17 protein-coding genes are annotated in these 19,858 nt (G+C 40.8%); 11 read left to right on the forward strand and 6 right to left on the reverse strand.

The window, feature by feature from the left end; translation table 11 throughout:
• Nucleotides 1–163 precede the first annotated feature (163 nt).
• Nucleotides 164–967, forward strand: coding sequence for a peroxiredoxin-like family protein (locus ACM0OW_RS23635; protein WP_414552882.1), 804 nt, complete (start codon nucleotides 164–166; stop codon nucleotides 965–967).
• 328 nt (nucleotides 968–1,295) lie between these two features.
• Here the strand turns inward: ACM0OW_RS23635 and ACM0OW_RS23640 are convergent, their stop codons facing one another.
• Nucleotides 1,296–2,471 (reverse strand): MFS transporter, encoded by a 1,176-nt coding sequence (locus ACM0OW_RS23640; RefSeq protein ID WP_414552884.1) that lies wholly within the window; start codon nucleotides 2,469–2,471, stop codon nucleotides 1,296–1,298.
• A gap of 86 nt (nucleotides 2,472–2,557) precedes the next feature.
• Here ACM0OW_RS23640 and ACM0OW_RS23645 point away from each other — a divergent pair, with 86 nt between their 5' ends.
• Both ACM0OW_RS23645 and ACM0OW_RS23650 read left to right on the forward strand, forming a co-directional pair.
• Complete coding sequence (locus ACM0OW_RS23645) at nucleotides 2,558–3,481, forward strand: ion channel (RefSeq protein WP_414552885.1); 924 nt, start codon at nucleotides 2,558–2,560, stop codon at nucleotides 3,479–3,481.
• A gap of 387 nt (nucleotides 3,482–3,868) precedes the next feature.
• Nucleotides 3,869–5,215, forward strand: coding sequence for a glycosyltransferase (locus tag ACM0OW_RS23650; RefSeq protein ID WP_414552887.1), 1,347 nt, complete (start codon nucleotides 3,869–3,871; stop codon nucleotides 5,213–5,215).
• A 385-nt stretch (nucleotides 5,216–5,600) separates the two neighbouring features.
• Here the strand turns inward: ACM0OW_RS23650 and ACM0OW_RS23655 are convergent, their stop codons facing one another.
• Nucleotides 5,601–6,047, reverse strand: coding sequence for a hypothetical protein (locus ACM0OW_RS23655; RefSeq protein ID WP_414552888.1), 447 nt, complete (start codon nucleotides 6,045–6,047; stop codon nucleotides 5,601–5,603).
• 398 nt (nucleotides 6,048–6,445) lie between these two features.
• On the opposite strand from ACM0OW_RS23655, the gene ACM0OW_RS23660 reads away from it, so the two are divergent.
• The gene (locus ACM0OW_RS23660) at nucleotides 6,446–6,862 is read left to right on the forward strand and encodes a hypothetical protein (protein WP_414552890.1); all 417 of its coding nucleotides are present in this window, start codon (nucleotides 6,446–6,448) and stop codon (nucleotides 6,860–6,862) included.
• Nucleotides 6,863–6,922: 60 nt separating this feature from the next.
• Here the strand turns inward: ACM0OW_RS23660 and ACM0OW_RS23665 are convergent, their stop codons facing one another.
• Nucleotides 6,923–7,822: a pentapeptide repeat-containing protein gene (locus tag ACM0OW_RS23665; RefSeq protein ID WP_414552891.1), complete on the reverse strand. Its 900-nt coding sequence runs from the start codon at nucleotides 7,820–7,822 to the stop codon at nucleotides 6,923–6,925.
• On the opposite strand from ACM0OW_RS23665, the gene ACM0OW_RS23670 reads away from it, so the two are divergent.
• The 5 genes from ACM0OW_RS23670 to ACM0OW_RS23690 all read left to right on the forward strand — a co-directional run bounded on the left by ACM0OW_RS23670 (nucleotide 7,817) and on the right by ACM0OW_RS23690 (nucleotide 13,393).
• Entirely contained in the window at nucleotides 7,817–8,014 is a 198-nt protein-coding gene (locus tag ACM0OW_RS23670; RefSeq protein WP_414552893.1) for a hypothetical protein, read from the forward strand. The two genes, ACM0OW_RS23665 and ACM0OW_RS23670, sit on opposite strands and share 6 nt — an antisense overlap.
• A gap of 386 nt (nucleotides 8,015–8,400) precedes the next feature.
• Complete coding sequence (locus ACM0OW_RS23675) at nucleotides 8,401–9,675, forward strand: DUF4331 domain-containing protein (RefSeq protein ID WP_414552895.1); 1,275 nt, start codon at nucleotides 8,401–8,403, stop codon at nucleotides 9,673–9,675.
• A gap of 5 nt (nucleotides 9,676–9,680) precedes the next feature.
• The gene (locus ACM0OW_RS23680; protein WP_414552896.1) at nucleotides 9,681–11,093 is read left to right on the forward strand and encodes a tetratricopeptide repeat protein; all 1,413 of its coding nucleotides are present in this window, start codon (nucleotides 9,681–9,683) and stop codon (nucleotides 11,091–11,093) included.
• Entirely contained in the window at nucleotides 11,090–12,604 is a 1,515-nt protein-coding gene (locus tag ACM0OW_RS23685; RefSeq protein WP_414552898.1) for a nickel/cobalt transporter, read from the forward strand. Before ACM0OW_RS23680 ends, ACM0OW_RS23685 begins: the two co-directional genes overlap by 4 nt.
• Before the next feature lie 57 nt (nucleotides 12,605–12,661).
• The gene (locus tag ACM0OW_RS23690) at nucleotides 12,662–13,393 is read left to right on the forward strand and encodes a hypothetical protein (protein WP_414552899.1); all 732 of its coding nucleotides are present in this window, start codon (nucleotides 12,662–12,664) and stop codon (nucleotides 13,391–13,393) included.
• 922 nt (nucleotides 13,394–14,315) lie between these two features.
• On the opposite strand, the gene ACM0OW_RS23695 is transcribed toward ACM0OW_RS23690, so the two are convergent.
• On the reverse strand, nucleotides 14,316–16,541 hold the full coding sequence (locus ACM0OW_RS23695; RefSeq protein ID WP_414552901.1) for an AAA family ATPase: 2,226 nt from the start codon (nucleotides 16,539–16,541) through the stop codon (nucleotides 14,316–14,318).
• A gap of 243 nt (nucleotides 16,542–16,784) precedes the next feature.
• On the opposite strand from ACM0OW_RS23695, the gene ACM0OW_RS23700 reads away from it, so the two are divergent.
• Nucleotides 16,785–16,919, forward strand: a complete 135-nt coding sequence (locus ACM0OW_RS23700; RefSeq protein ID WP_414552902.1) for a hypothetical protein — start codon at nucleotides 16,785–16,787, stop codon at nucleotides 16,917–16,919.
• Nucleotides 16,920–17,181: 262 nt separating this feature from the next.
• Here the strand turns inward: ACM0OW_RS23700 and ACM0OW_RS23705 are convergent, their stop codons facing one another.
• Complete coding sequence (locus ACM0OW_RS23705) at nucleotides 17,182–17,574, reverse strand: type II toxin-antitoxin system death-on-curing family toxin (RefSeq protein WP_414552904.1); 393 nt, start codon at nucleotides 17,572–17,574, stop codon at nucleotides 17,182–17,184.
• Nucleotides 17,571–17,795 carry an AbrB/MazE/SpoVT family DNA-binding domain-containing protein gene (locus tag ACM0OW_RS23710; protein ID WP_323215045.1) on the reverse strand — a complete coding sequence of 75 codons (225 nt, stop codon included), beginning with the start codon at nucleotides 17,793–17,795 and terminating at the stop codon, nucleotides 17,571–17,573. Before ACM0OW_RS23710 ends, ACM0OW_RS23705 begins: the two co-directional genes overlap by 4 nt.
• Nucleotides 17,796–18,240: 445 nt before the next feature.
• On the opposite strand from ACM0OW_RS23710, the gene ACM0OW_RS23715 reads away from it, so the two are divergent.
• Entirely contained in the window at nucleotides 18,241–19,848 is a 1,608-nt protein-coding gene (locus ACM0OW_RS23715; protein WP_414552905.1) for an IS1634 family transposase, read from the forward strand.
• Nucleotides 19,849–19,858: the final 10 nt, after the last annotated feature.

Below are 19,858 nucleotides of genomic sequence, written 5' to 3' on the forward strand. Positions count from 1 at the left end.
CTGTGCAAACATTCAGTGACCTTTTGTTGAATTGATTTTACGCATTTTGTTAATTCTCGTACTAAGTGGCAGAAAAGGCTGAGAGAAAACTTAGGGATTGACCATAAATTCTGATAAATTAGACTAAGATTAAATAGCTAAATAAGCAGTTAACGCCCTTGTCATGAATCCCTACGCTATCCTTTCTCAAACAGAATATCAGCGTGTTAGTGATGGCATGACCCGACCCCTGCTTGAAAATTGCGAGACTGCCTCACATATTCTGATTTTAGTCTGGCCACAACTCGGTGATTTTGATAGCCTCGAATATGCTTGGTGGTTACAGCGCGAAGCTAAAAAATGGCCAGATGAAAAACTTGCTATTCGTGCAGTGGGAATTGGAAATCGCACTTCTGGAGTAAAATTCTGTGAATATACAGGATTTTCGCCTGAGAATTTATTTGTTGAACCGAATGCAGAACTACATCGCCAACTCAACCTCTATTCTGGTCTGAATCTTTCTCTCCCTGGACTTTCTGTGTCTGGGAAAGCTTGGCTAAATCTCATGTTAATGTGTGCAGGGGTTGGAAGTCCAGGAACGCTAAAAGAAGTTTTTCGGGGATACAAGGGAGATCGTCAAGCGCCTCAATTGATTGAAGATGAGGAAATTATTCAAGGTACTCCTTTACCTGCTTTTCAAGGCTCGTTTTTTCAACTAGCTGGCGGGAGTGGGTTTCAACGTCCCTTTGAGTTAGCTACTCTCCGGCTACAGAATATGGTGGAAGTTCTGAGTAATTGGCAAACTTATGTACCTAATTCTGCGTACTTAACTCAGCGCGGTGGAACTTTTCTGTTTGATTCCACAGGACAGTTACTTTACGAACATCGAGATCCAGGAATTTTGGGCTTTGCTGCTAATATGAGTCAGCCCCTATCATTTTTATCCTTGATCGAAACAGATAGCTTTATCTCAACTCAAAATTCCTAATTGTTATTTCAATAACATCTAACCTAACAAAGGAGTAAAATTGGATACGGCTTTCAAAATGTGAGACCAAAACCCAAACAAATTTTGGGAACATAACAAGATGAATTTGTATGAGGCATAGCAAGCGTGAGATGGAAGGAAGCAATCCCAGTCACGCTTCCCTAAATCTTTATGCAGCAAGGATTACAGAATTTAGTCTAAAACCTTAGCCTATTTTTAGACTAATTTGAATTTTCCGACTAAACCTCTTCCTGACAATGGCGAAACGCCCATTGCAAATCGAAAATTCCGTTTATGCCATAAGTATTTATTCGTAAATATTTATAATTCATGATAGCACGTATTTTTTCCGACTAAGTATCGCTAAAAATAGTACTAAAAAAGTCAGGAATCCGGCTAAATATAAAGGATAGCCATAGGTGATGGGATGCGATTGATGAATGAGTGTACCAGCAATCACAGGACCAATCCCATTAGAGATACTTAAATAAGATGCGTTCAAACCCATAGCAGTTCCCTGGTCTTGTGCTTTAGCATTCAGAGAAATTAGTGTATTAATCATGGGTTGAACTAGAGAATTGAATAGAGAAAATAAGATAGCAACTATTACAAAATAAATGATATTCTGCCAAATTGGCATGAGAACAAAAGATAAACTGCGGATAAATAAAGCTAGAAATAATATATTTACTAGATTAAATTTCTGACTGAGAATTGAAACTCCCCAAGTCTGCATGATTACGCCCAGGACTCCAAAGACTAGAAACATCAGCGTCAAAGACTCGCTATTTTGACCCAACACATTAATAAAGTAGGGTTGAAAAGCAAAGGTAAAAATCGTGAAAGTAGTGCCAATAAAAAAGTTGATTACTAAAAGTACACCAACTTTCGGCATAGCCAAACCGCTAATTAAATTTCCTAAACCTAGCTCAAAGATGTTTTGCGCTTTGTCAGCTTTGTTTTGCAGGGTTTCCGGTAAAACGAAGATTGTCACTAAAAGTCCTACAAATGCAACTGCACTCGAAACTAAAAAAGCCGTCCCTAAAGAAATCTGCTGCGCTAGCAGACTCGTAACTGGGCCCAAGACAAAACCCAAACCAAATGCTGCTCCATAAACCCCAAACCCTCTGGCTCGGTTTTCTGAAGTGGTGACATCGGAAATAATTGCCTGAGCAACAGAAGCATTACCTCCAGTTATGCCATCCAGAAATCGCGCGAAAAAGAGAACACCTGCTGTGGTCGCAGTGCCAGCGATTAAGTTAGCAATTACAGTCCCAGCTAAACTGATAATCAATAAAGGTTTCCGCCCAAAGCGATCTGAAAGTTTACCAATAACAGGCGTTGCGAAAAATTGAGCTACAGAGTACATCGAAAATAACAAACTAGTCTGGAAATCGCTGAGACCAAATCGTTTGCCATAAAGATAGATAATGGGAATTAAAATTGTCAAACTGAGGGAGTTAATAAAAGCAATTAAGGCGGTAATCCAGAAATTTCGGTTCATCAGCGATTTATAACCACCAGGTTTTGAGTTAGCGACTTGTCAACTCTAGTAATACTACCCACTCTGCGTTTTTTTGGCTACTCCCAATGAAACTTCGACTGACGAAACTTTCACAAAAGCAAAAACAGGGTCTAATTCCACGGATTCACATCAAGATCCAAAATGGACTGTTCGAGATTATGGGTATGGGTGCATGGTATTCCTACTGGCGTGACCCCTACCATTTGCTGCTGACAATTCCTTGGGCTGGCTTTGTCATCCTCATTTGTGGTTTTTATGTAACTATTAATACGCTATTTGCTCTGGCTTACTGGGTAGGGGGAGATTGTATTGCTAATGCTCAACCAGGCTCGTTTTTAGATGTCTTTTTCTTCAGTGTACAAACCCTAGCATCCATCGGCTACGGTGCAATGTATCCTCAAACAACTTACGCCAATATCATTGTCACGATTGAAGCGATGGTCGGACTGATGGGAATTGCTGTGATGACAGGACTAGCATTTGCCAGGTTCTCTAGACCTACTGCTCGTGTCATGTTTAGCCGAGTTGTGGTGATCATACCTCATGAGGGAGTGGCTACACTGATGTTTCGCACTGCTAACCAGCGCCGTAACATGATCCTGGAGGCACAGATGAAGGTTTACTTAATGCGTGATGAAGTGACGGCAGAAGGGGAATTTATGCGTCGGATTTATGACCTCAGACTGCTGAGACATCAAACGCCTAGCTTCTCATTAACGTGGTCTGTAATGCATGTCATTGATGAGTTTAGTCCTCTATATGGAATGACTTCAGAATCATTAACCCAGACAAATGCTTTGCTGATTGTCTCTGTGAGTGGTATCGATGAAACAGTTGCACAGGTCGTTCATGCCCGTCATACTTATGGTGCTAATGAAATTCTCTGGAATAATCGCTTTGTCGATATCATCCATCATACAGCCGATGGACATCGCTATATCGACTACAAGCATTTTCATGATATCCAACCTTTAGATGAAGTAGGTTGAGTTGTTAACAGTTATCTCCATCATTCATGAGCAATATCTTTGCATTACAGCATCGCAATTCTATAATGGTGCGTTAACCTGCGGCTTAACTTATTCCATGTATGATAAATTGTCAACTTCTAACGACCGGGAAACAGGTAAACATTCCCAGCTAGTCGAGAATAATGAGAAAATATAGGGATGTTTACATATCATATTTACAAAACAAATCCCCCAACCCAATCCTATAAATAGGTGACAATTACCGAAGAAAGTGAGAAGAAATTATCAACAGTTATCTGAAATAATTTCGCTCATTCTTTGGCGTTCTTTGGGAAAACTTTTTTGTTGACTGATTAATCACCCATGACTGTTTATTGTTCATTGTTTTAAAGGAGTGATCGCTCAATGGCAAAATTTCTTTTATCTACCCTACCGTTTGTTGGTCATGTTGCGCCAATGCAACCTGTAGCGCAACAATTAATTGAGCGCGGACACGAAGTTGTTTGGTATGCCAGTAAATATTTTCAGTCGCAAGTAGAAAACACAGGGGCGCGTTTTCTACCCATAACCAATTCTTTTGACTATGGCGATGGTGACTACAACAAATATTTTCCTAAACGTGCGGCTTTGACAGGTCTAGCACAGTTAAAGTTTGACTTCAAACACTTGTTTATCGATCCAATACCAGGACACTTACAAGATTTAGAAACGATCTTGTCAAATTTTCAGGCAGATGTACTACTGGCAGATCCCGCAGTTGTAGCAGTGAAAATCTTAGGCGAGAAACTGGATATACCTTGGGCATATCTCAATATCAGTGTGCTTGGTCTACCCAGTTGTGATGTGCCACCCTTTGGCTTAGGGATGTTGCCTACTTATTCTCAATTAGGACAAGCGCGCAATGCCGCTTTGTACTGGTTAAGTGACCAGATTTTCTTTGCCGATGTCCAAAAGTATTTCAATCAGTTGGCTAAAACCATTGGTTTTGAACCTTTCCGGTTTGGTCCTACCGTTTCTCCCTGGCTGTATTTGCAACCATCTGTGCCGTCGTTTGAGTATATCCGCACCGACTTGCCACCCACAGTACATTTCATTGGCCCCTTACTGCCTAATTCACCACTGGACGCACAAATGCCCGAATGGTGGAATGAGGTAATAAATACTAATAAACCTGTTTTACTAGTAACACAAGGTACTGTTGCTACACAAACGCAGCAATTAATTGAACCAACCCTTCAAGCTTTAGCTAACGAAGATGTACTCATTGTCACGACTACAGGTGGCAAAAGTCAGGATAAGTTAAAGTTCAACTTGCCTGCTAATGGACGTATTGCCTCATTTATCCCCTTTACTAAATTGATGCCTCATGTTTGTGTTTACGTAACCAATGGTGGATATGGGGGCGTAACAGTTGCTCTGGCGCATGGCGTTCCCATTGTTTCTGGCGGTCAGACAGAAGATAAACCAGAAGTCAACAACCGTATTGCCTATTCTGGTGTAGGAATTAATTTAAAAACAGCCACCCCCAAACCAAGACAAATTCGTGATGCTGTGATGAAAATTTTATCGGACAATCGTTATCAGCAGAAAGCACAATATATGAAAACTGAGTTCGCTAATTATAATGCCGCCGATACAGCAGCCCGACTTTTAGAAAAGTTAGCAATAACAAAGCAACCCGTGTATGCTAATTTACCTCAAGAAGCTTACTTAGCAGGTTGGAGGCAATCAGCGCCAGCATATTCAACCTAATTACAAAATTACAAAACTGCCTTATTATCCAATACGGTTCAGTTAAAGGTCAATTGGTACGGCAAAAACCAGGGTTTTCAACGATTTTCAGTTCATAGAGCCATTTGATTTTTGTAAACCTTTCGTAGCAATACTTTCAGACGTTACATGGCGGCTCATGTCACTTTCGCTACTTTTACTCCTACGCCATCGCCCCGAGTGTGGGAGACTGAGACTGAATCACCAATAAGGTAATTTATTTTACATACTAAAACATTTATTTACAACGTGTCCCTTCAACGAATCGCACTTCCACATCCCGTGAAAAGTCAGGATCGCGGTAGGTAAAACCAGTATAATGCGATCGCCTCCGGCGGGCGCTCCGCGTCATCGCTCTACCCAATTTTTAGGCGAAATAAAATAGCATTGTTTGTGCTTCGCAAATCATCTGTTTATCCCAAGGGTTAGTGTTGCAATACAATGTAAATCTGGTATAAATAGTAATCGCTATAATGCTATAGGTTACAGCCAGCATCACTAGAAACGCTTGCTCTTTGAGCTTTTGAGAAAGCTTGAGTCCGCAAATAGTACCTGCTACTGCTCCACAAACTGCTCCTGGAGGTACTAAGAATATAGCCATTTGAATTATTGTTAGCGCTCCAAGTCCCCCACCACCTGATAACCCTGGTTTAGACAATATAGGCAGCATAGCAATCAGCATTGTGCCGAAAAACGCTCCCATGATAGCAGGTAAAATTGTCAGATGTTTGTGACGAGAGATTGTCCTTGCTAGTAATCCAACGATACCTCCAATGATAATTGCAATCAAGACGCTAAAAATCGAACTCATCATTAACCTCGACAAAACAGTATTAATCATCATCAAGTTGTTTTTATTTTGTTTGGTATTATTGCGTTTTGTTTCGCACTGAAAGGATTAATTATTTTATTTGGGTGGCTTGGAGACAAAGGGGAATACTAATTCTGGATAAGCTTACACAAAAAACCGTAGCAACTATCCCCCCAATGATTTTTGAACACTCCCCCATCAAAAAAATGATACCCCCTTTTTTGGAGAAATGGAAGCGATCACAGTCAGTGGGGTAAAATGCTGGAGATTTTTATGGGATAAGGATTTGGGGGCGGGAACGGGTTGGATTACACGCCCTAAAAATAGAGATATAGTTATAGCTGATTTACAAGGAAACAGCCAATTCAAGCCGTTTAACTCAGTTAATAGGAAAATAAATAATGGATCATCTCACAGTTGTATCAATTCTGGATAAACAAATTCAGATTGGAAGAACCAAAATTCCGGTTGTACTCATCCCAGGAATGATTTGCTTGTTTGCCATCATCATGGGTCTTAATGTCGTTTACCTAAAACGGTATAACAAACTTATGTCCTATTTCGAGAGATTCTACCCCGAAATTTATGAACGAATTGGGATTAAACCTGATTTCGGTTTATTTTATTCTAAGGCCAATAAATTCAAGCCTTTGATTGACTTTGCCAAACATCATGAGCCTCTCAATGATCCAAAAGCAGAAAAATTGTTGGCAGATTTTATCGAATTTAATCGAAAGTTTACCTGGCTCGCTTCAGGTATCTTGATTGTTGCAGCTCTAACATATTTCGTTATTGGGATAGTGGCAACTTCAAGCTGATATTAAATTAAATGCCAAGCCTAGGCTATCTCAGCGTCTTTAGACCTGAGAGTGTCAAATTCATCTCATGAATTTTGTTAGTACCAATTCCAACTCACCTGGTTTACAGCACTTCCGGCAGCTATGAGGTACATCCCAAAAGCTGAAAGTTATGATAGGAGAGGGACAAGGAGAAAAACTGTATTGCCTAATAGCCGGAAGGGCTGTAAAATCACCTTCAGCAGGTTGCCGATTTTGTTGGGTTGGTTCCAAATAAACATATTGACAATAAACATTAGCAAATCGAGTATCAGGATTAATCACCCATTTAAAGACACAGATTCCTGTTAAGACAGCACGGGAAAAATCTGTATTGTTTACATCGGAATAACTAAAGTCGGCATCAGTTAAGTTGGCTTTCCTAAAAGATGTTCCGGGATGACTGTGGATAGATTCGACCAGCCATTGGAAAATAAGCAAGGTCAACATCGCCAAAATCACCATCAGCACTAAGAGGAAAAAGCCCTGCATTACCTCTCCATTAATGAGACTAAAGAAGCTAACAAATGTCAGCCCAACTGTCAACGTCACCATTACCGCAAAGAGTACAGCAGTGGCTACAATGCCCATGAAGCTTGTAAGTTGTGGAAAGAGGAAGGTAATACGCTCTCGGATAAAATGCTGTAACAGCAGCACTAATAATAGGATTGCACCGCGAAAGAAGCGGAGGAAATTATCTGATAGGTTGCTCAAAAAAATAAGTGACACCTGGGCTACAATTATACTGAAGCCCAGTAAAACAAATGAACCAATGATAGTTGCAGCAATTAAGATATTAAACTGGCGGCTACTTTGTCCCGTTTCGACTTTCTGAAAGTTGGCTCCAATTAAGGTTGTTCCTGTAAAGTTGCACCCCCGCAAGTCTGAACCACTGAAATCAGCACCAGTCAAGTCCCGCCCTTTGAAGTCGCAATTTTGCAAGTTCTGATTACTGTAGTTCAGGTTGGTCATTATAGTTACTCAATACGCCTCAGAGATTTTAACCCAGAGTTACAACTTATTCCTTGGCTTGTGGAATATTATCGTTCTATGGGTCTGGTCAAAGCCGTTCGTCAACGACACCGACGAACGGCTGCTAGGTCACTTGACATCTGGACTTCTGCCTTAACTTGACACCCATTGCATGAACGGCTCACCGTCAAAACCCCCATGAGGCATTCCTTTTCCACGTTTTTCTGGCTCTTTGGGAAATATCTCCTCAAACAATTTCCATTCCAGGTCGCTCAATCCTTTCCTGCGGAACGCTTCGCGAACAAAACGTCTAGCCATCAAGTGATACGCCTTACTATCGATGATGAGTAGATTACCACATTTTTACATTAGTGGGATAGGTTCAGAAAAGTGAGCAAGAAATGAGCAATTTTTGGTCTGGAAAGTGAGTAGTAGGAGCAAATAAGCTGTGGAGAGCTTCGGTAATAGCCGCAGTCTTTTTTGAAATACAAATCAATTTACTATTTCCACACCAACTGTAGAAGCTGAACACCTCAAGGAGGGCAACTATGAGAATAAATGCTCGGAGTATCACCTCTTTTATACCAACTGAAAGCAGGTTACTCATAGATAAAGCAGTCCAAAATATGATATTTCTTTACATCAAACGATCGCTATATTGGAATAAAGTTACTCGTTTTTTTCGTCCCATAGTGGCATTTGTCGCTATTTTGCTCGTAGTCCTAAGCTATGCAACCCCTAAAGCTTTGGCTTCAGACCACCAGGACACAACTTTTCTGGCCACTAAGCTGACTGCTGCGGATCTCACAGATTTGTATGTGTTTGAGAGTCCGACAGACTCCAACAATGTGGTTTTAGTCATGGATTTCGACCCTCTGATCGTTTCTGGTGAAATGAGGCCCTTCGATCCAAATGTTCTTTATCAGTTCAAGATTGATAACACTGGCGACAGTATTGAAGATGTTGTACTCCAATTCAATGTCAATGGCACAAGCAATAACCAAACTGTTACAGTCCGAGGCCCAAGTAGTCCTATCAAAGTAGGAACAGAGTCAGCTTTGCTGCCAGTAAGTTGGACAGGGCAACTCAACCAAACATTTTCGACACATAACGGCATGAAGTTCTTTGTTGGCACACGCAAAGACCCGTTCTTTTTCGATTTGGAACAGTTCTTCAAAATCATTCCGGATCGCAATTATCTTTTACAGCCTAATCCTAGTCCTCCGTTCCAAGTCCTTTCCTTCAGACCACCTGGACAAGCACAAGACACCCTAGCCCCATTCAATGTCCACTCAATTATTGCCGAGCTACCCAGGCAACTACTTGGTAGTGGAAAGATTGGTACTTGGATGACAACGAGTGTAAAAACCCCTAGACTCACAAACGGGAATTTTGCTCAGATTGAGCGGTTAGCAGTTCCGGCTCTGAATGAACTTTTTATGGACTTCAAGGCTCATAATAATAGTAATCTTCAGACACCAACCAAAGACGCTAGTAGTCAATCCCAATTCATTAAAGCTTTTGTCAACGCCATCGGTAGACCTCAAGGTATAGCTGATGCAGTTATCTCGGTAGCGATTCCTGATGTTATCCAAGCCGACCTTTCTAAATCCAGTGGTAGTTATTTTGGTTCTCAGTTAGGCAACAACTTTGGTGGTAGAAGACCAAAAGATGACGTAATTGATGTCACAGCATCTGTTGTCTTTGGTGATGCAGTTACAGGGATTACTGCGGGTCAATTTCCAGACCTGACTAGCGATAATGTTGGGCCTAATAATGCTAACTTTCTTTCTGCCTTCCCTTATTTAGGCAATCCTTTGTAAGGTTTATGTATCTACGAATACTATGGGTGTTAGTGCTGACTAGCCTACTGGTTTTACTAAGACCCTGTGATACACAAGCGCTAAGTTTAGGCTACACCAATGGTAAGTTAGACACATATTCCTCTGCTGTGCAACTGCTGAGTGTTACTTCCAGGCAGATATTACCAGTTCAGCCGTCAGATTTAGTCTTCCCCGATTATTTAGAGCGATCGCATATTATCAGCGTCTATGAAGAGCAAGTTGCCCAATCTCCCAATTCCTCAATATTGTTACGTCTCTTGGCTGACCAATATTTGAGGCGCTTTCGAGAAATGGCAGATGTGGAAGATGTGTTACGAGCAGAACAAGCGGCACGTAGATCCCTGGCACTACAGCCGCGCCATAATCAGGTTTCTTCCATGCTCCTAGCATCAGCTTTACTATCTCAACATCAGTTTCGATCAGCTTTAAATGTGTTAAATAATTCATCTGGTGATAATCCCAATATTATCTCGCTGAGGGCATCCATTCAGATGGAGTTGGGTGATTATGAAGCAACTCATCAACTATTGCAGAACCTGGCTGAGGAAGAATCGAACTCTGGGCATAACGCGGTTTTAGCTCGTTACTTAGAGTTAACTGGCAATCTAGCCTCAGCGCGACAACTGCTAGATGAGGCTATGCAGGAGATGGACTCTTTCTACACGACGAGCGCAGAAACTCGTGCTTGGTTTCATGTGCGGACTGGGGATCTTGCTTTTGCAGCCGGCGATTTTGCCCTGTCTGAGCAGCGATATCGGGAGAGCTTGGACCTCTTCCCACGGCATATAGCTGCGTTTATAGGACTGGCCCGCCTCTATGCGGCACAGCATCGCTGGCAGGATGTTCTAAATATCGCCAACCAGGGTATAGAACTGATGCCGTTGGTAGAAACGCTGGGGTATAAGGCTGATGCTCAACTAGCTCTGGGAGACCAGGAAGGCGCAGCTGAAACTGAAGATTTAATCGGGGTAGTCGCTTACCTGAGTAAGGTTAAAGGAATCTACGATCGCGCAATGGCTGTCTACTACACTGAACATGGAATCCACTTACCAGAGGCGCTACAGATTGCCCGTAGTGAAGTAGCAGTGCGAGACGACGTATATGCAGAGGATACCTTGGCTTGGGCAGCTGCGGCTAATGGGGAATGGGAAGAAGCGCAAAGGGCAGCACAAAGGGCAACTCGCTTTGGAACAGAGGATGCCTTGCTGCAATTCCATGCTGGCATGATTGCACTTCACTTAGGTAATCGTGAGTCAGCAATCAAGCGCCTAACTCAAGCTGTTAGCCTCAATCCTCAATTTCATCACAAGTATGCTGATGAAGCTCGTCAAGTCTTGGCTAACTTAGTACCCTCTGTCTCTTTTTCCACTCCTAACGTTATAGGGAGTTCTTTATGAAAAAGCTACTACATTACTTGGCTGGGATTACTGCAATCATCGCAATATGTTTATTTTGGATGCCGAAGGCGGATGCCCATCCTTTAGGGAATTTCACCATCAATCATTACGCAGGTGTGCAGGTAGCAACCGATGGGGTGGGAATTGATTATGTTTTAGACATGGCAGAGATTCCTGCTTTTCAGGAGATTAATCACTTAGATACTAATCACAACCGCAAAGCTGAACCTGTAGAGACGGTTCAATACCCTGATCAAAAATGTCAGGAAGTCAACTCGCACCTAGAACTGTTGATCGATAAACAGCCTTTAGCACTGTCTTTGATCAAATCAACAGTCGAATTTCCTCCAGGTGTAGGAGGATTATCTACACTGCGGCTGAGTTGTAACTTTCAAGGGACAGGGGAGTTAGTAGGCGCGAATCAATTAATATTTGAAGATAAGTTTTATCCACAGCGCTTAGGCTGGCGTGAAATTACTGTCGCTGCAAATGGCGTTCCCATTCAAGGTGATTTCACCTCTTTGAGTATCACCAACCGCTTGAGAGATTACCCCACTGAGTTACTTAGCAGTCCTCTCGACCAGCGTCGGATTGACTTTAAACTCAATCCATCTCTGACATCGAGTCAACAAGCGCCTCCAGCGTCTGTTAAATCATCCAGCCGCTTAGATAATGCTTTAACCGAAAGAAGCAACGATGTCTTCACTAGCCTAATTACCCAGGAAAATCATAATTTCCTGACTATCCTCATAGCTCTAGCGATCGCCTTTTTATGGGGTGGTTTACACGCTCTGTCCCCTGGTCATGGAAAAACGATAGTCGGTGCTTATTTGGTGGGTTCCCGTAGTAAAGCCCAACACGCCTTATTCCTGGGGCTGATTATGACGATTACCCATACTGCTGGCATATTTGCTCTGGGGCTGGTCACTCTTGGCACATCCCAGTTTATTTTGACAGAGCAATTGTACCCTTGGTTAAGCGTACTCTCTGGTGTACTGGTAACTGTAATTGGTCTGAATTTGTTGATCAATCGATGGCAAGGGACTCAGGTCTCTCATTCACACGACCATGTACATAGTCATCAACACAGCCACGACTTGCATGATCACCAGACGCTCGATGACTCGCTACCGCTTCGCTATCACCACAATCATGAGCATTCACATTTACCGCCTCACGGTGATGTAACTTCCATGAAGTGGTCTAGCCTACTAGCGCTGGGAATTTCAGGCGGCTTGTTACCTTGTCCTTCAGCCTTAGTAGTGTTGCTGAGTGCGATCGCAATGGGACGAATTGGCTTTGGACTAGCGCTGGTATCTGCCTTTAGCTTAGGTCTAGCAGCAGTGCTAACTGGAATCGGCTTAATACTGGTTTACGCCAAAGATCGATTTGAGCATTTGTCATTCCAGATACCCAAGATAAAAATGTTACCTGTGGCCAGCGCCTTATGTATCACCATAATTGGCTTAGGCATTACTTCACAAGCTTTACTCGCTCATCCCTGGAACTAAATGAAAGTGTTCAGACAAAAACACTCAGTTTTGTAAAAATAACCGTTGAATAACTATATGTCACAAGCACTCAAAGAATCCATCCTCTCAGACAACAATCTATCTCATCGCTCTACCAAATTTTCACAAACAGCCAAACTTAAAAGTGAGCGTTCATTTAATTTTTGGCAAAAATCGCTAAAACGTTCAATCCCTATTGCCTCTGCTGCCATCGCTCTATCTGTAAGTGTTATCCTGCCATCTGAGGCATCCACCATTTCATATTCGGGTGACACAACAAACGCACCAACTTTTAACCGTCCTGAAACGGAAGGGTTTGAAGGTGGTACAAACCCACCCACATCACTTTCTAGTAATGGCACCGCCGTTCCTTATTACAGCCAGCTTTTCTTAGTTGATACTACTGGCTCTTATGATGTTGTAGGTTCTCAAGATTTTTTGGGCATCCAGTTCTTGTACCAGAACAGCTTCAATCCAACTACTCCATTAGATAATTTACTCAGTGGGAATGATCCTTTTCCCGATGAAGGCACATCTGGTTTTAGTGGCTTGAACTTAACTGCCAATAATCAATACTTTTTAGTCACTACTGGATTTGACAATAGCAATAACAGTTTTGGTACTTTTACCAATACCATCACAGGCCCTGGCAATATTACACTTGTCTTTGAACCTTCTTCAATCTCTGTCCCCGAACCTTCTTCAATCGCCAGCACAGTAGCCTTTGGTATTTTTGGTAGCAGCTTCATACTAAAGCGCAAACTGAAAAAGCTAAAATCTGTCAACTAACCTCCGAATGAATCATCTAGATTCATTACTTATACCAATTCTATGTAAACTTGCACTTAATAACTAATTCCTTTGTTGGCGTACTTGGCTGTTGCAGCAAGCTGCTCCGCGTCTACGTTGAATAAATATTAAGTGCAAATTAAGTAGGCCGGTGTGAAAATCTCAATGTATGTCAAATCAATTCAAAAAAAGGTCATTGTGAATGGAACGAAGTGAAATGAAGCATAAGACCGAAGCGGTCACAATACGGTTCGGATAAGGTTAATAATGGACATTATTTTCAAAAGTGGAATGTAATAATCAACCTTTTGGCATTCTAAAAATTGGGATTTTTGGTTAACCGAACCGTATTGGAAGCGGTCACGCTCCGCGTTAGCGTAGCTTTCGCTTTAGCGATACGCAACGGTTTTGTCGATTTTATATTCTGTTACATAGCGGAAAATTTTAGCACCCACTTACTTAATTGAGAATTGGTATTAACTTAACGGGCAATCACCCGTTAATGATTGAATCTAAACTCCCAAAAGTAGTAATAACTAAGGATAGTCGTAGTCTATCTAATTCATTGCTATAGGAATCCGGTTTGATATCTGAAATTATTTACGTAGTCAGATAAAAGCCAAAAAGCAATACGCAAAAGGGTCTCAGGGAATTTAGGTGTACGGAGTTTTGTATGGCTACGCCACGCAAGCTATCAAAAATCAAATATGAGTCCTATAGTTATGATGAGCTTTTCAGAAAATCTTATTTTGAGGAAAATATGAAACGATTTATCTTCATTTCTTTAATAACTGCTTTGTGCATAATAGGCTACTTTGAAATTAGCTTGTCACAGGCTGAAAAACTTTTTTGGCTGAATTTGAGTCTTTGAAATCCTCCCTCACGAAATCATTTCGCACTCCGCACTCGTAATTTTCGCTGATTAGCTAATTTCTCTTTGCCATAAAATATCTGTAACTCTTGTCATCCCAGCTTTCAGATGACGGCGATAGGTACTGAAAGGCAAATCTAGTAACTCAGCTGCTTGTTCTTGCGTGGGTGCGGGATTTAAATAAGTTCGATAAACAGCGCGGTAGAGTTTTTCATCACGCGGGGATGATTGTAAGGATTCAACTGCTTGTTTCACCAGATTTTGTAAAACCTTAACGCGTTGGCTTTGCCCAACCCAGGCATCGCGTAGATGCCCAGAGTCCGGCGGCTGGGAGAGTTGCTTGTCCAAAGGATTCTCACTCATACTTGCTTTTGTGGCAACTTGTTCTGACATTAAGCGCCAGAGTATTTCCTGTACGCATCGCGATCGCACTAATGGATTATTCTGTAATACATCGGGACAACTAAAGTTACGTAACGCATTCTGCACCGCCTCCACAAATTCTGGCTGACTAAGAACTAACAGAGGTTCACCGACTGGAGTATTATCTCCAGATTCTCCCGCAGTTGTCACTTCTTTTCGTGCCAAAATTTCCTTCCATGCGGCAGGTGACACAATTCGCCAGTCATGCCCATAAACACCATAGTGTCTTCCCCCAACTGTAAAATCAGTTTCAGAAAGTCGTGTTAAGTCGAAATAGTTCAACATTACTGTCCAACTATCTGCTTGGGCGCAAGGTAGGAAGGTGTATGCTAACCCCGGTGTTTTCTGAAAATACTGCACAAAATTAATGAAAATAAAACTTTGGGTGGGGGAAACAGCTTGATAGGTGTCCCGCGCCATCCAGAAGCGGAAAATAGTTGCGCCTTCGCTAGGGCGTAATGGTGCATGGGTTTGGAGATATTGCCAAGATGCAAGAGCGCCCGGATCTGCACTCAAATCTTCAACAGTTGCTGTCTGCAATGCCACCATCATTGCAAATCCCGCAGGTTCGGAGTGCAAGTCACGAAATACTACTACATTCTGCGGTTGGCGCTTCAACCAATGCTTTGCTATTTTTGCTGATTCTTCGCCTTCGTATTCTGCCACCATCCCCAGCAGTGCGGTTTTGTCAGTTTCCCGTAGTGAGTCTGTCAATAAACTACTTTGCTCACCCCAAGTGAAACAGGAGCGAATCGCCGAGTTATCCCGATGCAAAAAAATATAATCAAGTAGCACTCGATGTTTTTCTTGCCCTTGGGTTTGTCCTAGTCGTTTAGTATAATATTGACGCGCTCGGTGGTGTAATTCAGTATGTAATTCCGAATTACGCCAACGCAAGTCAGCAATTAAAACTTCGCGTGCTAAATCGTGGGGAAATAAACCCAATTGTCCTGATTCGATAAACGACAGTCCGCGCAACCACTCAAATAAATTGTGAACATCAAGTATTTCCCCTAAAGAGTCAGCTGCACCAGCCAAAGTATTTTGAGGCACAGCCAATATTTGATTTAGTGCAGCTTCGGTAGTCAGCCGGATCACCGCACAAGCTTCTAAAGCCATACGGTGTAAGGGCGTTGGTACTTCTTTTATGAATCTTGACAACAGTGTTTTCACAACATTGGGAGCAGATTCTGCTTGAAAAGAGATTTCTTTTCCCTGAGCAAACACCTCAGCAACCAAAGATAATGCTAGAGGATGTCCGTGGGTAAATTCTAGAATCGCCTGGTGTTGTGTGGTGGGAATATCTCGTGTGGTGAGATAAGTTTTACTTTCTTCTGGGGTAAGGTTGCGTAGGGGCAATGTGTGCATCAAAGCTTGCCAACCTGGATCGCTACACCAACCAGATGAAGGGGGATTGCGTCCAGCAATCACAATTAAGGTATTAACAGACAAATGGGGTAAGAATATTTCTCGCAACCATTCATCTAGCTGGGCAATAGCTTCATAGGTATCAATTAAAATTACATGACGTTCTTGTCTTTGGGCTAGCAGATGCAAAGGAGAATCTGATTCATTCAATCCCATCAACGAACGTAACGTGCTAACAAAAGATTCTGGCGCAGCTTCTATATTACGTCCTTCCACGTAGATAGTTGATATTTTTGACCGTTCACAAAACCGCAAAAACTGCTGCATGAGGGTTGTCTTGCCCACACCACCAGGGCCAAAGACGTGCAAAATGTGAAAAGGTAATTCTCTTGATGCGATCGCATCAAGAAATAGCTCCAGTTCCTGTCCACGTCCTACAAATCTACGATTTCGTTCTGCACTTAGTCGCTGTAATAGAGATGTCATTGGCATCCCTTCCTCAAATTTTACGTAGGATTACTGTTTTCAAGTATGAAGGATGTTTTTGATTTATAAAATCTACTTTGACAAAATTTACAAATTTTACATACAAGTTTAAAGGCGCAATAAGCTGTTATACCATTTTTATATGAAGGTGCATATAATAGAGAATAACAAGAAATTAAAATAGCAATAATTAGGTAAACTGGAATCAGAACTGCTGGAAAAGAATAAACACTATTGAAACCGATGACGCGCCGATACGCATTACAAGATGACCAGTGGCAGAGAATCAAAGACCTGCTAACTGGGCGAGAGGGCTTTGCCACTGAACAGAAGCTATTATGCGATCGCACCAATCCCGTGCTGATTCCTCTGGTATAGAATCGGGTAGTGCGATTCGTTGTGATAGCAGTAAAACACCAAGAGAATATAGCCGTTAATTGCAGAAAGGAATTTAATCTGGAACTGGTTCATGCTGCCATTGTCTGAGCGATGGCGTAACCGCCCGCCGGAGGCGATAGCGCGGAGCGCTGTGCCTCTGGCAATTGCATTGCCTAACCCTTGAAGGAGCTACGCCATTGCGTCCAGTGTGGGAGACTGAGGATGAATCACCGATAAACTTAGTTATCACAATCTTTACTCATTAATGTTCAATAGAATTTTCTTGAAGCCATGCGGATAGGGTTTCTTGAGTTTCTTCACTATTTGCAAGTCGTTCCATTATTAAAACCACTTCGGCTTCTGGAACATTCAATGAATATCCATTTAATTCAAGAAAGGTAGCCATCACTACGAAAGCTACCCGTTTATTACCATCTATAAAAGCATGATTTTTTGCCAACCCATAACCATAAGCCGCAGCTAAATCAAATATGGTAGGAGTTGGTTCACCATAAGCGAGAAGGTTTTGAGGTCTATCTAAACTAGCTAAAAACAAATTGTTATCTCGCACACCAGAAAGACCGCCATGCTGTGCTAATTGGTCTTCGTGCATAGCTCTAACAATTGCTTCATCTAGCCAGAAAATTTGATTCACTTCCCTAACTCATGAAGTGCATTTCTGTATTTTGTGCTTACTTTTCTGTAGGCTGACATTGCTTTTTCAAAATCAGGATTACAAGCAGTCACATGAACACCAGAAGGAGTTTCCGTGACAAATACACTGTCTCCTTCTTGAACTCTAAGCTTTTGCAGAGCTTCTTTAGGCAATGTTACACCCAAGGAATTCCCAATTTTACGAATTTTTAAGGTGTACATAAGTCAATAGCCTCTTTATAAGAGTAATACTATTGTAATAACACATTTTTTAACCGTGTTAAAAAATTTTGGCTTTAAAACGCTAATATACATGCTTAAAACCGTATAATCCCGTTATGAATCTTGGAGTGTAGATAGTGTGTATAAAAATCGTCATAGCCAGTTACGGGGTGAAATGAGCGTGCGATTCGTTGAGTGGTAAATCCCACATTCCGCACTTCAAAATGTAATACAAAAGGCTACATAATAATTTGCGAGTGTGAGTAAATAAGGATACACATAAATCTTCAGTAAATCGCCATTGAGAAATAAATGTGTGTGACGAAGACAGTGAGGCTAAAGTGCTGAGGAAAAATTGATTACAAGCTTTTTATAAAAATAAATATACATTGGTTCAGTCCAAGTGAGACAATCAAAAAAATTCAAAAATATTTGAGGGTGAAAAATGTCTCCAATCGAAAATGCCAAAATTAAAAATATTGACCACTTGGGAATAGTAGGTGGGTTAATTGACGAAATAGGAATAGTTGAAATAATTAATTCCAAATTAGGAATAGACCCGCGAGAGAAGATGGCAGCAGGAATACTGGTTAAAGCTATTTTAATAAATGGATTAGGATTTGTATCAAGACCTTTATATTTGTTTAATCAATTTTTTGACGATAAAGCCATCGAAATATTATTGGGAGAAGATGTAAAAAGGGATTATATCAATGACGACAAAATTGGAAGAGTCATGGATAAATTATATAAATATGGTTTGAATAATTTGTTTATAGAAATTGTATTATTAGTGATTAAAAAATTCCAAATAGATACGAAGTATTCACATTTAGATGCAACATCATTTCATCTACATGGAAAATATAAAAGTGAAGAGAAGCATGAAAAAGAATCAGAAATAACCAGAGAAAGACCAATAATTATAACCAAAGGATATTCTCGTGACCATAGACCAGATTTGAAACAATGTGTTTTAGATTTAATAACAAGTAGTGATGGAGACATCCCATTATTAATGAGAGCGGGAGACGGCAATGAAGCTGATAAAGCCGTATTTGGCAAAATCTTAGCAGAGTTTAAAAAGCAAATAGTTTTTGACAGTATTATGGTATGTGATAGCGCATTATATAGCCAAGAAAATCTCAAATTAATTGAACATTTAAAATGGATAAGTAGAGTCCCAATGACAATTAAAAAAGCACGAGAACTAGTTCAATCTGTAGAGATAGAAGAGATAAATCCCGAAGAAATAAAGAGAAGAGTAGCCCTAAAATTAGACGGATACAAGTGGAAAGAAGAAATAGTAAATTATGGTGGAATTAAACAAATTTGGCTAATAGTAGAAAGCCAAAAAAGAAAAGAAAGTGATTTAAAGAAGCTAGATAAAAAGCTAAAAAAAGAAAAAGAGCAAGTTGAAAGATTGCTGAAATCATTAAAAAAAGAAGATTTTGAAACTCTGGAGCCAGCCCGATATAAACTAAAAGGAATCAACAAAAAATTGCAGCTATTTGAAATTAAAGAAGTTAAAGTTATTGAAAGTAAATCAAAAGATAACAAGACTATTTATAAAATCGAAGGAGTAGGTCATGAAAAACCAGAAGAGATAGAAATACAAAGAAAATCAGCCGGAAGATTTATTTTAGCGACTAATTTAGTGGATAATAATAAATTAGAGCCATCAGAAATTTTGACAAATTATAAAAATCAACAGTCTTGTGAGAGAGGGTTCAGATTTCTGAAAGACCCTTTATTCTTTGCCGATAGCTTCTTTGTAGAAAACCCTGAAAGAATCGAGACAATGTTATTTTTAATGTCTTTGTGCTTGTTAGTTTATAATCTCGGACAAAGGGAACTGAGGAATAGCTTAAAAAGAATCAAAATTGGAATCAAAAATCAACTAGGTAAGTTAACTATTTCTCCGACATTAAGATGGGTGTTTCAATGTTTTCAAGGAATTCATCTTTTGACTTTAAATGGTGTTAATCAAATTGTTAATTTAACATCAGAACCTGAAGGGGGGACAAAATCAGCTACAAGACAGACTCTATAAGCCTCATAGC

The sequence above is a fragment of the Anabaena sp. CCY 0017 genome, from assembly GCF_963920885.1.
In the GTDB taxonomy this organism is placed as follows: Bacteria; Cyanobacteriota; Cyanobacteriia; order Cyanobacteriales; family Nostocaceae; genus Nodularia.